This window comes from Lentibacillus jeotgali, assembly GCF_000224785.1.
Classification (GTDB): Bacteria; Bacillota; Bacilli; order Bacillales; family Amphibacillaceae; genus Lentibacillus; species Lentibacillus jeotgali.
Map to the genome: position 1 here is coordinate 236,768 of NZ_AGAV01000003.1, position 13,534 is coordinate 250,301.

Genomic DNA, 13,534 nt, shown 5'->3' on the forward strand with positions numbered 1-13,534 from the left:
TTGTTCTCCAAATTTCTTCTTTGTTTAAAAGAAAAGTCCCCGGCTTTTAATGAGCCAGGGACTTATCAAACTTTTAATCTAAGCAGCTGCAGCAGGAAAACGGACAAAGCTGATAGCATCTATTGACAGGAATTGTGTGGTGTTTTCCCCATAGCCACCGGCAATCTCGACAACAAGAACTAAATTTGCGGTGACAGAGGAGAGAATGCCCTCTATCATACTGTTATCGGTCATTATTTCAATCCTTGAGCCAATCCGTGTGGCCAGTTCAGCCGCAAACGTATCTTGAAACATGTGAATCCCTCCTTTATAATTCACTGACTAATTCAATGCTCTCAATAGGGACGAGAACTTGAGATCCATCGGCTTCAACAAGTACCACGTAGTCATTCTGTACCGAAATGACAGTGCCTGTTACTGGGCCAAAAGGGGTAGTTACTTCCACTTGTTCATTCTGTAATTCAAGCAATACATCCCTTAGCGTTTCAGGAGTGGAAGGTGAAGGATCAACGGGTGTAACTGTTTCATCATCTGTACCAAGATCCACATTGAATCCGGCATCGAAGTCAAAACCTGGTAAATCAACAGAAAAATTCAAACCGTTATCCGTATTATCATTATTTAAGTTTTGGGATAACTGGTTGGCCAGACGCAGCAGGCCCCGTTGACGGTTTGTCAGGTTAACCATTTCATTCATTCCTTTCGTTATCGATATTTTGTGCTCTTGCCCTATTCTGATAGAAAACCAAACAGGACTTAAAATACAGAGTTCCGGGGAGAAGGGAGAGTATTGTCTCCGCTTCACTTGCTAACTCCCCATCCCCGGGGTTTCTTCAGACCATTACAATATATCCAGGCTGACAACAATAGCAGCGAGAATCTGGAATAACAATTGGATGTTCACAGCTACATCTGTGTCCCTTGTGGTGATTTCAACATCCCTTGATTGTTCAACAATTGTTTTCTGATGGTTCCCTTGTCTTGTATTGACCATTTGTTTGATGCTTTGGGATACACTGTCTGATTGTGTTCCGTCACCAATAGAAATATTAATAACGGCTGCAATCGCTGCTTCAATACCAAGCTGTAAGGAGACAGCGGCCTGCCTGTCGGTCGTTGTGACATCAATATCCTGGGAGTCCTTAATGATAATCCATTCATCTGAAATTTGCTTATTGGAGAAAGCCTGATCCGCGTCTTGCATCACTTCTGCATCATTTTGGTCACGTGTTTCATCACAATGGTCAAGTGCACGCCATTTCGTTTTTGTCATATGACCCATAGTTTTACGCTCCTTTCATTATTTTTATAAAATGTCAATCATTACAACCAGCAATAGCAGCAATTGCAGCAGAACCTGAATGTTAACGGCAAGGTCTGTGTCTCTCGTTGTCACATTGGCGTCTTTAGTATTATAGATGAAGATTTTTTGTCTATTGATTTGGTCGGAGTTAAAAGACTGCATAAGATCCTGTGATATGGCTTCACTTCTTGCTGAATCAGCTATGGCAATGTTAACTACCAGGGAGATAGCTAGCTGTAAACTAGCCTGAAGTGAAAGCCCGATCTGGGTGTCTCTTGAATCAACCGTAATATTACAGGACTCCTTCACCCAAATCATTTCTGCTGATTCCTGATCCATAAAGGAATATTGACTTGCATCCTGTGACACAAGTGCATCGGAATCGACCTCCACCATTTCAAAGCGGTCATGCTGGTTATGGTGTTTATGATGCGTGTGTTTATCCTTGCACTTTTTGCATTGGCTTGATTCATAGGAACAATCGTTGGATCCACAGCTCTGGCAGCGGTGGTGACGTTCATGTTTACATTCTTCTTTTTGATCTTGTTGCTTATATGCGTCTTTGCAGCTGTCGCATTGGCTTGATTCATAGGAACAGTCATTGGATCCACAGCCCTGGCAGCGGTGGTGACGTTCATGTTTACATTTTTCTTTTTGATCTTGCTGCTTATATACTTCTCTGCAGCTGTCGCATTTGTTGGACTCAAATGAACAATCATTGGATCCGCAATCCTGACAGCAGTGGTGATAACGGTGTTTGCGCTTATCCCTAAGGTAAAAGTATTTACTCTTGCCATAGGAATTCATGATACCGTGTCTCTTATCTGAGTTCATATTTACACTCCTTTCTTTAGTTAATACTACTCTATGGATATTCCTACTAATCAGATTGTACACATTCACTAGATTATCGTTTTTAGGCAAAATTAAAGAAAACACCTACGAAATAGGTGTTTTCTTTAATAGACTGCTATTCATCTGTTTTCTTCGTGTCTTTATCGCCTTTGTTAAATTGATTGACTTGTTCTCTTAGATCCTCAACCATTTCTTTCAGCATTTGTTTTTGGTCGTTCGATATATTATTTTTGATTTCTTCAGGTTTTACATTGTTTTTCCGAAAAATTTCATCAACCATAACTTTTGCAACCTTTTCGGGGATTGCGTTGTGATTCGGTGACTTGTTGTCCATAGTTATTTCACCTGCTTTCTTTAAGCTTTAGTGTATGTTATGGCTTATGACGATTTTTGATTGTATTGTTGTCTATGATTTTTAGGGATTATGAATCACCGATAGACTATTATCCTATGATAGGTATATGAGGGACAGATATCCATCGTATTTGAAAGGGTGGAGGAAGAATTCAGACAATAAAAAAAGCGCAGTTAGCTGCACTGCGCTGCTATACCAGACAGTATATTGATTCTGTTTATCCCGTATTTATAAAAAATTAAACTGCCGCCAGTGGAGCGACAGTTTTGCATTAAATGTTATGAAACGGAGGAGGTGGGATTCGAACCCACGCGGGCGTTAACCCCTAACGCATTTCGAGTGCGTCCCCTTCAGCCGGGCTTGGGTACTCCTCCATATGATTGAATGGTGCTGGTGAGAGGACTTGAACCTCCGACCTGTTCATTACGAGTGAACCGCTCCACCAACTGAGCTACACCAGCAAGGGACATGCAACTTTTAAGTCCATTAAAGATAATAATATAAATTTTTTATTTATGCAATGGATTTGCCTGGAATTTTTTCTGTGCTTAAATTTGGAAGCATAGGGAAGATTAACAGTGGAGGTGATCTCATCACAGTGGAAGGTTATATCAGGCTAGGTTTGGGCATTGTTGTTTTGGTTATGATTATCATCATCCTATATAGGTTCAATTCGGGTAAAAGCAACTGGCGGCAAAGTTCATTGGAAATTATGAAAAAGCGATATGAAAAAGGTGAGATCACGAAGGAAGAATATGAAAAAGCGAGAAAAAAGCAGGGGAAATAGCAACTGCCGCTTGCCGAAAATGCCCGGCAAGCGACAGCCGAGTTTAAATGCTTTTTTGAATCAGCTGTTTGATATCCTCTGTCCGTCCATTATGAAACCAATCCACAATTCTGCTGCCAATTACCACACCGTCACAGCTGGCGGCCAGGTCATGTGCCTGTTCGGGGGTTGAAACACCAAACCCTGCCAGCACGGGTGTATCCGTCATTTGCTTCAGATTCTGCAAATACGTTCCGACATTGTCTCCATGTGACGCACGGGCACCAGTTGTTCCAGTTACAGAAACAGCATAGAGGAAACCTTCCGTACGCCGGGCAATTTCAGTGAGCCGCTCATCGGGGCTTGTCATGGCGGCAAGCCGAATATTCGAAATTGAATAGTGCTCAAGGTATTCAGTGATGAAGCCTTCCTCTTCCAATGGCAGGTCTGGAATGATCACACCATTAGCTCCGGCGTTTGCACAATCTTTGGCAAAGCGTTCGATCCCATATGTGAAAATAGGGTTTATATACGTCATCAGAATAACCGGAATCGACCGTCTCTCCTTAAATGTCTCCAATTTTTCCAGAACGCCTTGCAATGTCGTACCGTTCTTCAGTGACCGCTGCCCCGCATCCTGAATGGTAGGACCGTCTGCGGTCGGGTCGGAAAAGGGGATGCCCAATTCAACAGCCGCCGCTCCGCATTCTTCAAGAAAGCTGAGGCGTTCTTCGAGGATATTAAGCCCGCCATCACCGGCCATAATGTATGGGACGACAATGTTTTCGCCTGCTGAACGTTTGTCTTCCAGCGCTTTATCCAAAAATTGATTACTCATCAACATTCCCTCCCAATACTTCTTTAACTGATTCAACATCTTTGTCACCGCGACCGGATAAGCAAATAACCAGTGACTCTGATTCATCCATTTCCTTTGCCAGCTTCCCAGCAAAGGCGACAGCATGAGCACTTTCTAATGCTGGAATAATCCCTTCTGTCTGTGATAGAAGTTTAAAGGCATCAATAGCCTCCCGGTCCGTGATAGATGTGTAGGTAACGCGCTCGGTACTATGAAGATGGCTGTGTTCAGGGCCGACCCCAGGATAATCGAGGCCTGCTGAAATGGAATTGGCCTCTTCAATCTGACCATTCTCATCCTGCAGCAGATGGGTCATCGTGCCATGCAAAATACCAACACTTCCAGCTGTTAATGTTGCGGCATGTTTTTGCGTTTTGATGCCGGTTCCGCCAGCTTCCACACCATAAATTTTGACGTCTTGATCCTCAACAAACGGATAAAACATGCCCATTGCGTTGCTGCCGCCGCCGACACAGGCGACAACCGCATCCGGCAGTTGCCCGGTTTCTTTCTGGTGCTGCCGCTTCGTTTCATTTCCAATAACAGATTGAAAATCACGCACCATTTTTGGGAATGGATGAGGTCCGACAACAGAGCCGATGATATAATGTGTATCTTCCACATGGCTTACCCAATAACGCAATGCTTCATTAACTGCATCTTTCAATGTACCGCTGCCCTGTGACACACTTTCAACTTTTGCACCGAGCAGCTCCATCCGGAACACGTTCAGTTTTTGCCGTTGGATATCTTCTTCACCCATAAAAACAACACATTCCAGTCCTAGGAGTGCACAGACTGTTGCGGTGGCCACACCATGCTGCCCCGCACCCGTTTCAGCAACGACTTTCTTTTTGCCCATCCGCAGAGTCAGCAAAGCCTGACCGACCGTATTATTGATTTTATGGGCCCCCGTGTGATTCAGATCTTCGCGCTTCAAATATATGGAAGGCCCACCCAGTTTTTTGGATAGATTTCTGGCGTGAAAAAGCGGCGTTTCCCGGCCGACATAGTCCTTTAAATAATAATCAAGTTCCGCTTTGAAAGAAGGATCCTTCATGGCTGTGTCGTAAGCTGCCTCAAGTTCAAGCAGTGCTGGCATCAATAATTCGGGGACAAATCGTCCGCCGAAGTTGCCGTATCTTCCTGTTGCATTCGGAAATGTATATGTGGTCATAGCAGTCATCCTTTCATTTTGGCGTTATTAATAAATTGATTGATTTTTTTCAAGTCTTTGGCACCGTCAGTCTCAACACCGCTTGATACGTCTACCCCAGCCGGTTTGGCGATTGAAATGGCTGATTGCACATTTACGGGGTTAAGCCCGCCGGCGAGGATCGTTTTTCGCGGGTCAAGACCGGCATCTGCCAGCCGGGTCCAGTCAAAGGTTGTTCCATTGCCACCTCGGTTGGGCCCTTTAGGGCTGTCGATCAGATAGTAGTGGCACGGATATGATCTTATTTCAGATGTGTCATGTTTCCCCATCCGGAAAGCCTTAATCACAGGGAAGGGGAGTGATTCGGCAAATGACGCTGACTCATCCCCATGCAGCTGAATGACATCCAGGCCCGCTGTTTCGGCAGTCTCTATAATCGCATTCTTAGTTTCATTGACAAATACACCGACTTTTTTGACTGATGACGGCATCTCTTTACTGATTGCAGCTGCTTTTTCCGGTGTCAATTGACGTTTGCTTGGTGCGAAGACAAAACCGATGAAATCCGCGCCGGCGTAGGCAGCCTCCTTTGCTGCTTCAACAGTAGTCATGCCGCAGATTTTAACGTACATTGGTCTGTTCCCCTTTCGGTAATGGTACTTTTAAATCGCTGATTGTTCCTGGCACGTCATCAGTACGCATCAATGTTTCACCGATAAGGATGGCCCCAGCACCGTTGTACGCAGCTTCAAGGACATCCTCACGCGTTTTAACGCCGCTTTCGCTGATCAGAATGGTGTCAGGGTTCGTTACCATGGATGCCAGCCGGGCGGTGGTATTTAAATCAACGTCAAACGATTTTAAATTCCGGTTGTTAATCCCAATAACGTCAGGCCCTAATTCAATAGCCGTTTTCATTTCATCTTCATCGTGCACTTCACAAAGCACATCAAGCCCGTTTTCTTTGGCATAGGTATAAAGTTCCTGCAATTTAGACGGCGTCACGGCTGCGACAATCAACAGAATGATGGAAGCCCCCGCAGCCTTGGCATGATCAATTTGCACCTTATCGATGAAAAAATCTTTACACAGAAGCGGAATGTCGACCGCTTCACGAACGGCACGCAGGTCATCCATTGATCCTTTGAAGAATGTTTCATCAGTCAGGACCGATATAGCTCCGGTGCCGTTTGATGCATATAATTTTGCCTGCTTGACCGGATCAACATCGAGGTCAATTGATCCTTTGGACGGGGAGGCCCGTTTGATTTCGGCGATAATGTTCATGTGATCCGTATTTTGAAAAGTCTGGGCAATGGATGTCACTTGATCGGCGGTCACCGGAGAGTCAGGGATTGGCCGCTTCTTCAGTTGTTCAACTTCAATTTGTTTTTGCCGGACAATTTTATCTAAAATAGTCATGTTATATCGCCTCACTTGTGATTTTGCTACTGTAATCGATCAAACGCTGCAGCTTTTCCATGGCTGCACCGCTTTGAATGCTTTCTTCGGCCTTTAAGACGCCATCTTCAATCGACGCTGCTGCCCCATTGGCAAATAAGCCAAGACCGGCATTCAGCAGAGCGGTATCGTAATAAGGCCCCTTCTTGCCCTTTAAGACGTTCAGCAAAATAGTGGCATTCTCTTTGGCGTCACCGCCTCGGATTTCGTCGTTGTCATATACCGGTAAGTTAATGTCGGAGGGATGCAGGGTAAATGACGTGACTTTTCCCTCTTCCAGCAGGGAGATATGGTTGTCGCCGGCAAGTGACGCTTCATCCATATAATCCGGGCCATTGATGACCAATGCACGCTTTCGCTCGAGCTGATACAATGTTTCAGCAAGTACTGGCAGCATATCCCGGCGATATGATCCCAATAGCTGTGTGTCAAGATTGACCGGGTTTGTCAGCGGGCCAATCAGATTAAAGATCGTTGGGATGCCTAAGTTTTTCCGGACGGTCATGAACCGCTTCATACCCGGAAGTACATGGGGGGCATAAAGAAAGGCGATATTATTTTCCTGAATCATTTCCTCCACGTGTTTTTTTGAAAAAGATAACGAGATGCCTAAATGCTCCAGCACATCCGCACTTCCTGTCTTGCTGGAAACACTGCGATTCCCGTGCTTGGCGACTTTAACACCGGCGCCTGCAAGCACAAACGCGGCAGTTGTGCTGATGTTAAAACTGTGTGAGCCGTCCCCTCCAGTACCGCAGTTATCCATCACATCCGTTAATGTATCTATTGTTTGACTGGATTGTGCTCGGATAACATCAGCAAGTCCGGCGATTTCTTCGGGCGTTTCGCCTTTCGTTTTTAAAGCGGTCAGGAATGATGCGAGTTCGCTTTCGCTGATGTGCTCATCAAATGACGTTGTGGCAGCATCCTTCATTTCCTCTAAAGTAAGACTTTCCTGATTCAACAGCTTTTCAAGATAGAATTTCATGATAAGACTCCTTTCTGATTTCCTTTAAAAAGTTTCGAATCATTTTCTTTCCGGTCACAGTGCCTATGGATTCGGGGTGAAATTGAATGCCATAGACCGGGCGCTGCCGGTGTTTAATGGCCATAATTTCGTTGTCCTCCAGCGATGTGGCAGTGATTTTAAGCTCACCCGGCAATGTACGCCGGTCAATCACCAGTGAATGATAGCGCATCACTTCAAGCGGTTGCGGGAGATAACTGAAAAGCCCGTTGCCATTGTGTGTAATCAATGACGTTTTGCCATGCTTGACGGTGCCTCCCTGAGAGATGCGTCCCCCTAATGTTTCCGCGATAACCTGATGCCCCAGACAGATACCAAGAATAGGAATATTCCTGTGAAAAGCTTTCACGATTTCCGGACAGATGCCAGCCTGACTGGGTGCTCCGGGCCCGGGGGACAGAATGATCGCTTCCGGCGTCATTTCGGAAATACGTGCGATAGTAATCTGGTCATTTCGAACAACTTTCACCTCAATACCTTCACTGGCCACGTACTGATAGATGTTGAAAGTAAACGAATCGTAATTATCAATGAGTAATATCATACCTGGTCACCTCCATCAATGATCTGGCTTTATGCAATGTTTCGTTGTACTCGGTTTCCGGATCTGAATCATAAACAATGCCTGCACCTGCCTGCAAGTAGGCAAAGTTCTCCTTTACAATGAGTGACCGAATCGCAAGCGCTATGTTTAAATTGTCATTAAAACTGATGTATCCGACACCACCGGCATAAGCACCTCGTTTTACTTTTTCCAAGTCGTTGATGATTTGCATGGCACGGATTTTGGGTGCGCCCGAGACAGTTCCAGCAGGCAGACAGGCGATGAGGGCATCAATACTGGTGAAGCCTTCTGCGAGTTTGCCGTGAACTTCTGATACCATGTGCATAACATGCTGATAGTTTTCCACTTTCATATAAGTTGGTACAGAAACGCTGTCGATTTCACAAACACGCCCAAGGTCATTCCGGCTCAAGTCAACCAGCATCCGATGTTCTGATATTTCCTTTTCATCAGTCAGCAGTTCATTCCGCAGTGCTCCATCGCCATCTGTAGTGCTGCCGCGCGGGCGAGTTCCTGCGATCGGATTTGTCATGATATCCCGGCCGCTTGTTTCAATCAGGCTTTCCGGTGATGCCCCGAGCACAACGTAATCATCAAAATTGATATAGAACATGTACGGTGATGGATTAACCTTTCTCAGTTTCCGGTAAAATGTAAATGGATCACCTTGCATGGCAGCTTTCATCCGCTGTGATAACACGACCTGATAGATATCACCATTTTTGATGTGGTCTTTGGCGATTTCCACGTTGTGCATAAAATGCTGTTTATCCATTTCAGGCTCAAACACTACCTCTTTACCAGTCGATACATCTGCTGTCGGGAAAGGAATCAAAGCTTTTTTTAAGAATGCCAGACGGTCATCCAAAACGTGTTCAGGCTGCTGATCCAAATTTGTCACCACAAGGAACACTGATTGGTTGCTATGGTCATAGACGATCATGTTTTGGTAAAGCATCAGATGGACGTCCGGCATCTCAATGTCGTCACGCAGTTCATCACCAATATTTTCATAGCTTCGGATGGCGTCATAGCCGATGTAACCGACTGCGCCGCCGAAAAATGGAAAGGGAAGCTCGGCATCCATTTTCGGAAATTCTTTTTGGAAAGCGGTCAGTACAGGTTCACTTCGATTTTCGGAAGTTTCCCTTATATGATTCAGAATGGTGGTTGCATTGTTACTGCCTTTAAATTCCTGATAAGGATCGGCTCCGATGAAGGAATATTTGCCTTTTTCCTTGTGCTGAATTGAGCTTTCCAATAAAAACTTTTTCCTGCCGTAAAGGTTTTCGTATATGCCAATTGGCGTCAATGTATCGGCATTCAGCTTGATATACTTATAAGGAAGTGTTTTTGACTCTGCCATTTTTGCACAACTCCTTTCCTGGTAATAAAATGGGTCCTGTTAATTATGGTATTGATTCTGAATCCGCTCCAGGCGGGGTGTGCTCGTCGCTTTTCCCGCTGGAGTCGCCGTCTCCTGCTTCTTCAAATAAATAAAACAGCAATCTCCATAACAAGAGCTTTTAAATAAAAAAATCCTCTGCAAACACATATAGAATGTGAATGCAGAGGACGATTGCGACCGCGGTGCCACCTCTTTTGGAGATATAAACAAAATCTCCATCTTTGTTTGGATACGGGAATTTCATCCTTCCGATATCCTATCCGTATAACGGCGGAGCCCCGTGTTTCCATACTAAGATTTCAGGAAACCTCTCGTAAGTCCATTCAGCAATTATTCACGTGCCGGTATTCCACCACCACCGGCTCTCTTGGACGCTTCAAGAAAGCTTACTCCTCTTACTCGTTGATTTAATGTTTGCAGTTTTTAGAGTCAAGTTGGTTTTGCACCGAGTTTACGAAGGTGCAAAACCAACTCGTGCGAGAAGACCACCAACTCGTGCGAGAAGACCACCAACTCGTGCGAGAAGACCACCAACTCGTGCGAGAAGACCACCAACTCGTGCGAGAAGACCACCAACTCGTGCGAGAAGACCACTGTTTTTACTAAAATACAAAAAGGTTCCCCATCCGAAAAGGACGAGGAACCCGTGGTGCCACCTTTATTAACTGAAAAACAGCTCACTTTGGCCATATCGAGCATTTTTGCTCAATAGTGTCTCGTGTAACGATGAGACCTGGTCGCCAAAGCCTACTGCAAAATTGGTTCGGTCTGGAAGCTCGGAAGTCCATTCATCCAACGTACACACCGGTTCACACCCGCCACCGGCTCTCTTAAGTGCAACAAATAGATTACTACTCTTCGTCTTTGCTTTGTTCGAATTAATTTATTGTTATCCATCATAGTGGAGATTTCTGCTGGTGTCAAGTGGTTTTTGAAAAATAATTAAATAATGGTGTTTCAAACATGCTATAATGTGCTATTTTAGATATATACATTTTCATATTTTCATAAAAAGAGGGAGTTCAAAAAGTCCGGTAACAATGACACATCGAATTTCTGCGTTGGCTTGTTTCTCCGCAGCTCATGTATCTAAATGCATACATTCCGCTGCTCGAGACTGCGCCGCCTTGAACTTCTCGGTCCTTGTTATCCTCCTTTTTAAACACACATTAAGAGAGGGAGTTCTGAACATGCCAAAGAGAAAAGTTGGAATTATTTTTGGCGGAAAATCGGCTGAGCATGAGGTGTCATTGCAATCAGCTAAAAATATCGTCGATGCGATTGATAAAAATAAATATGAGGTTGTCTTGATCGGAATTGATAAACAGGGGGAATGGCATATCAATGATAAATCCTCCTATCTGATTAATGAAGAGAATCCGAAATTAATTCAATTAAATAAATCGAATGAATCTGTTGCCATTGTGCCGGGTAAAACAGATCATCAGCTGATAAGAGCGACAGATGCAGATGTGCTTGACCAGCTGGATGCGGTATTTCCGATTGTCCATGGAACGCTCGGTGAGGATGGCAGTCTGCAGGGAATGATGCGGATTGCTAACCTGCCGTTTGTTGGAACAAGTGTCTTGGGATCGGCCATCTGTATGGATAAAGATATCGCCAAGCGATTGCTGAAGGCGGCTGGCATTAATGTCGCCAAGGGAGTGGCATTTTCACGTGCCGAGCGGGATCAGATTGATTTTTCCTCGGTAAAAGAGGAGGTCGGCGAGCCGATGTTCATCAAGCCGGCCAATCAGGGATCATCTGTCGGCGTGAGCAAAGTGTCAACACAAGCCGATTTTGATAAAGCAATTGAGCAGGCGTTTCAGTACGACCAGAAAGTAGTGATTGAAGAAACGCTTAAAGGCCGGGAAATTGAGTGTGCTGTTCTGGGCAATGAGGATCCCAAGTCGTCAGTCCCGGGCGAGATTTTACCGCAAACTGAATTTTATTCGTATGAATCCAAATATATCGATGAAACCGGTGCAGAGCTGGAGATGCCTGCCAAGTTGTCGGAAACAGAAGTTGAGCTGCTGCAAAACACAGCTGTGAAAGCCTTCAAGACGCTTGAATGTGAAGGGCTGGCCCGCGTCGATTTCTTCCTGACTGAAGATGGGCAGGTTTATGTGAACGAGGTTAATACACTGCCCGGCTTCACCCGCATCAGCATGTACCCGAAACTGTGGGAAATCAGTGGTGTCCCTTACCCGGAGCTGATCGAGCAGCTAATTGAGCTGGCTATTGACCGTCATCAGAAAAACAGCACATTGAAAAGCGCTGTATGGGATGAGGAATAACTACTGAAATGTTGTGGCGTGCTAAGACTAGTGCTTAAGTATTGGCAGAAGACCGGGAACATCAGCAGAAGAAATAAAACATCGACGGGAAAAGCTTGTCTATCAACACAAGATAGGAAATGTCTATAGAAAAAGAGGCTGCGCCACTTAGGGCAAAGCCTCTTTTTTATGTTTAACCTTGAAACGTTGTGAATTTATCCGCTGCTGATGTGCGATCCTTTTTGGCAGGCTTCTCATCAAAATAACCAAGATGCAGGAACCCGACGATTTTTTCGTTTTCGCCGACATTCAGAATGTCTTTGACTTCTTGATTATAAATATGTGAATTGGTTTTCCAGACGACACCGAGCTGCTGCTCCCAGGCAAGCAGCCAAAAGTTTTGAATCATGCAGGCGGTCGCTCCAAAATTTTCATCCCATTGTTTTTGACTCTCAGGTTCATCCATTACAACAACGAGAAAAGCGGTTGGTTCACGAAGATACTCAAAGCGGTTTTGCTGTCGTTCTTCGGGGTAGGTGGCAGCCACTTTTCCGGCAAAGGTTTCGGCCTGATCAGGTCCGATGAAAATAAAACGCCAGGGCTGTCGTACGCCATGAGTGGGCGCCCATACAGCATCCTCCAGCAGTCTCTTTACGGTTGCCTCGGCTACCGGTTTATCATTATAATGCTTTTTAACAGAACGTCGCTCGCGGATGACCTGCTGCAGGGCTGTTGACCTCTTTGTCAGTACCATAGGTTGTCCTCCTCTGTTCATATACTCCAAATATACATGCATAATTGATAATTGTTTTCAATTATGATTGTAGCTGATCAGGAACAAAAAAGCAAAACGACTTAATGTTTAACAAGCTTATGAAACGTCATATGCTGAGCAGGTCTGTTATACTTTGGACAAAAGAACAAGAAGGGGAGAACCATTCGATGGATCAATTTATGGAACGGGCAGTAGAACTGGCTGCCGAAAACGTCCGCGATGGCGGGGAACCCTTTGGTGCCGTTCTTGTGAAGAATGACAAACAAGTTGCCGAGGGTATCAACGAACTGCACCAACGATTTGATGTTACTGCACATGCGGAAATTCAGGCAATGCGGAAGGCACAGAAGATGATGCATTCACATGAACTGAAAAATTACACCATGTATGCCAGTGGTGAGCCGTGCCCGATGTGTCTCACAGCAATGTATTTTGCAGGGATTGATACGGTGTATTACTGCGCCTCATCCGAAGATGCCGTTGATGCTGATCTTGGCAAAGCAAAAAATATTTATGAAGAATTAAAGAAGCCGAAAGCAGAGCGCCAGATGGATATAATTCACATGCCGTTAAAAGAGGGGCAGGAGAATCCTATGCAGCTGTGGAAAGTGAAGAGGAGCAGGAGAATATTTTAAATGAAATCAGTACGATAGAGCGGGAACTTCAACAGTTAAGATAATGACGTGATATGATGGGTAGATGTTTTGTGTACGAGAATTTGGCTGTAT

Annotated in this window: 16 protein-coding genes, 2 tRNA genes and 2 other annotated features; of the genes, 3 read left to right on the forward strand and 15 right to left on the reverse strand. The window is 44.9% G+C overall.

The window, feature by feature from the left end; genetic code table 11:
• Window positions 1-78 precede the first annotated feature (78 nt).
• The 7 genes from ON01_RS01680 to ON01_RS01710 form a co-directional block, all read right to left on the reverse strand.
• Entirely contained in the window at window positions 79-294 is a 216-nt protein-coding gene (locus ON01_RS01680; protein ID WP_010529274.1) for a hypothetical protein, read from the reverse strand.
• Between the two features lie 13 nt (window positions 295-307).
• Window positions 308-688, reverse strand: a complete 381-nt coding sequence (locus ON01_RS01685; RefSeq protein WP_010529275.1) for a hypothetical protein — start codon at window positions 686-688, stop codon at window positions 308-310.
• A gap of 153 nt (window positions 689-841) precedes the next feature.
• Window positions 842-1,282, reverse strand: a complete 441-nt coding sequence (locus ON01_RS01690) for a spore coat protein (RefSeq protein WP_010529276.1) — start codon at window positions 1,280-1,282, stop codon at window positions 842-844.
• A gap of 24 nt (window positions 1,283-1,306) precedes the next feature.
• The gene (locus ON01_RS18730) at window positions 1,307-2,137 is read right to left on the reverse strand and encodes a spore coat protein (RefSeq protein WP_245544962.1); all 831 of its coding nucleotides are present in this window, start codon (window positions 2,135-2,137) and stop codon (window positions 1,307-1,309) included.
• 136 nt (window positions 2,138-2,273) lie between these two features.
• Complete coding sequence (locus tag ON01_RS01700; protein WP_010529279.1) at window positions 2,274-2,492, reverse strand: hypothetical protein; 219 nt, start codon at window positions 2,490-2,492, stop codon at window positions 2,274-2,276.
• A 307-nt stretch (window positions 2,493-2,799) separates the two neighbouring features.
• A tRNA-Ser gene (locus ON01_RS01705) sits at window positions 2,800-2,887 on the reverse strand.
• 11 nt (window positions 2,888-2,898) lie between these two features.
• Window positions 2,899-2,974, reverse strand: a tRNA-Thr gene (locus ON01_RS01710).
• Between the two features lie 137 nt (window positions 2,975-3,111).
• On the opposite strand from ON01_RS01710, the gene ON01_RS01715 reads away from it, so the two are divergent.
• Window positions 3,112-3,300, forward strand: coding sequence for an SHOCT domain-containing protein (locus ON01_RS01715; protein WP_010529280.1), 189 nt, complete (start codon window positions 3,112-3,114; stop codon window positions 3,298-3,300).
• A gap of 43 nt (window positions 3,301-3,343) precedes the next feature.
• On the opposite strand, the gene trpA is transcribed toward ON01_RS01715, so the two are convergent.
• Genes trpA through trpE form a run of 7 tightly spaced genes read right to left on the reverse strand, consistent with a single transcriptional unit; the run spans window position 3,344 to window position 9,713 of the window.
• Window positions 3,344-4,117 (reverse strand): tryptophan synthase subunit alpha, encoded by a 774-nt coding sequence (trpA, locus tag ON01_RS01720; RefSeq protein ID WP_010529281.1) that lies wholly within the window; start codon window positions 4,115-4,117, stop codon window positions 3,344-3,346.
• Window positions 4,110-5,315 (reverse strand): tryptophan synthase subunit beta, encoded by a 1,206-nt coding sequence (gene trpB / locus ON01_RS01725; RefSeq protein ID WP_010529282.1) that lies wholly within the window; start codon window positions 5,313-5,315, stop codon window positions 4,110-4,112. The genes trpA and trpB overlap by 8 nt, the downstream gene beginning before the upstream one ends.
• A gap of 5 nt (window positions 5,316-5,320) precedes the next feature.
• Window positions 5,321-5,926 carry a phosphoribosylanthranilate isomerase gene (locus tag ON01_RS19400; protein WP_010529283.1) on the reverse strand — a complete coding sequence of 202 codons (606 nt, stop codon included), beginning with the start codon at window positions 5,924-5,926 and terminating at the stop codon, window positions 5,321-5,323.
• Window positions 5,916-6,716, reverse strand: a complete 801-nt coding sequence (gene trpC, locus ON01_RS19405) for an indole-3-glycerol phosphate synthase TrpC (RefSeq protein ID WP_010529284.1) — start codon at window positions 6,714-6,716, stop codon at window positions 5,916-5,918. The genes ON01_RS19400 and trpC overlap by 11 nt, the downstream gene beginning before the upstream one ends.
• 1 nt (window position 6,717) lies before the next feature.
• On the reverse strand, window positions 6,718-7,743 hold the full coding sequence (trpD, locus tag ON01_RS01740) for an anthranilate phosphoribosyltransferase (protein WP_010529285.1): 1,026 nt from the start codon (window positions 7,741-7,743) through the stop codon (window positions 6,718-6,720).
• Window positions 7,727-8,326, reverse strand: a complete 600-nt coding sequence (locus ON01_RS01745) for an anthranilate synthase component II (RefSeq protein ID WP_010529286.1) — start codon at window positions 8,324-8,326, stop codon at window positions 7,727-7,729. The genes trpD and ON01_RS01745 overlap by 17 nt, the downstream gene beginning before the upstream one ends.
• Complete coding sequence (gene trpE / locus ON01_RS01750; RefSeq protein ID WP_010529287.1) at window positions 8,310-9,713, reverse strand: anthranilate synthase component I; 1,404 nt, start codon at window positions 9,711-9,713, stop codon at window positions 8,310-8,312. The genes ON01_RS01745 and trpE overlap by 17 nt, the downstream gene beginning before the upstream one ends.
• 202 nt (window positions 9,714-9,915) lie before the next feature.
• Window positions 9,916-10,167: a binding site (T-box leader), on the reverse strand.
• A gap of 216 nt (window positions 10,168-10,383) precedes the next feature.
• Window positions 10,384-10,629: a binding site (T-box leader), on the reverse strand.
• A 316-nt stretch (window positions 10,630-10,945) separates the two neighbouring features.
• Here trpE and ddlA point away from each other — a divergent pair.
• Window positions 10,946-12,052 carry a D-alanine--D-alanine ligase gene (gene ddlA, locus ON01_RS01755; RefSeq protein ID WP_010529288.1) on the forward strand — a complete coding sequence of 369 codons (1,107 nt, stop codon included), beginning with the start codon at window positions 10,946-10,948 and terminating at the stop codon, window positions 12,050-12,052.
• A 172-nt stretch (window positions 12,053-12,224) separates the two neighbouring features.
• On the opposite strand, the gene ON01_RS01760 is transcribed toward ddlA, so the two are convergent.
• Window positions 12,225-12,785 (reverse strand): nitroreductase family protein, encoded by a 561-nt coding sequence (locus tag ON01_RS01760; protein WP_010529289.1) that lies wholly within the window; start codon window positions 12,783-12,785, stop codon window positions 12,225-12,227.
• Window positions 12,786-12,973: 188 nt separating this feature from the next.
• Between ON01_RS01760 and ON01_RS01765 the strand changes: the two genes are divergently transcribed.
• Window positions 12,974-13,441 carry a nucleoside deaminase gene (locus ON01_RS01765; protein WP_010529290.1) on the forward strand — a complete coding sequence of 156 codons (468 nt, stop codon included), beginning with the start codon at window positions 12,974-12,976 and terminating at the stop codon, window positions 13,439-13,441.
• Window positions 13,442-13,534: the final 93 nt, after the last annotated feature.

What these genes read in the sequence shown, in the direction of transcription:
- ON01_RS01680 (WP_010529274.1), bottom strand. Translation starts at nt 294, where the DNA reads ATGTTTCAAGATACGTTTGCGGCTGAACTGGCCACACGGATTGGCTCA.
- ON01_RS01685 (WP_010529275.1), bottom strand. Translation starts at nt 688, where the DNA reads ATGGTTAACCTGACAAACCGTCAACGGGGCCTGCTGCGTCTGGCCAAC.
- ON01_RS01690 (WP_010529276.1), bottom strand. Translation starts at nt 1,282, where the DNA reads ATGGGTCATATGACAAAAACGAAATGGCGTGCACTTGACCATTGTGAT.
- ON01_RS18730 (WP_245544962.1), bottom strand. Translation starts at nt 2,137, where the DNA reads ATGAACTCAGATAAGAGACACGGTATCATGAATTCCTATGGCAAGAGT.
- ON01_RS01700 (WP_010529279.1), bottom strand. Translation starts at nt 2,492, where the DNA reads ATGGACAACAAGTCACCGAATCACAACGCAATCCCCGAAAAGGTTGCA.
- trpA (WP_010529281.1), bottom strand. Translation starts at nt 4,117, where the DNA reads ATGAGTAATCAATTTTTGGATAAAGCGCTGGAAGACAAACGTTCAGCA.
- trpB (WP_010529282.1), bottom strand. Translation starts at nt 5,315, where the DNA reads ATGACCACATATACATTTCCGAATGCAACAGGAAGATACGGCAACTTC.
- ON01_RS19400 (WP_010529283.1), bottom strand. Translation starts at nt 5,926, where the DNA reads ATGTACGTTAAAATCTGCGGCATGACTACTGTTGAAGCAGCAAAGGAG.
- trpC (WP_010529284.1), bottom strand. Translation starts at nt 6,716, where the DNA reads ATGACTATTTTAGATAAAATTGTCCGGCAAAAACAAATTGAAGTTGAA.
- trpD (WP_010529285.1), bottom strand. Translation starts at nt 7,743, where the DNA reads ATGAAATTCTATCTTGAAAAGCTGTTGAATCAGGAAAGTCTTACTTTA.
- ON01_RS01745 (WP_010529286.1), bottom strand. Translation starts at nt 8,326, where the DNA reads ATGATATTACTCATTGATAATTACGATTCGTTTACTTTCAACATCTAT.
- trpE (WP_010529287.1), bottom strand. Translation starts at nt 9,713, where the DNA reads ATGGCAGAGTCAAAAACACTTCCTTATAAGTATATCAAGCTGAATGCC.
- ddlA (WP_010529288.1), top strand. Translation starts at nt 10,946, where the DNA reads ATGCCAAAGAGAAAAGTTGGAATTATTTTTGGCGGAAAATCGGCTGAG.
- ON01_RS01760 (WP_010529289.1), bottom strand. Translation starts at nt 12,785, where the DNA reads ATGGTACTGACAAAGAGGTCAACAGCCCTGCAGCAGGTCATCCGCGAG.
- ON01_RS01765 (WP_010529290.1), top strand. Translation starts at nt 12,974, where the DNA reads ATGGATCAATTTATGGAACGGGCAGTAGAACTGGCTGCCGAAAACGTC.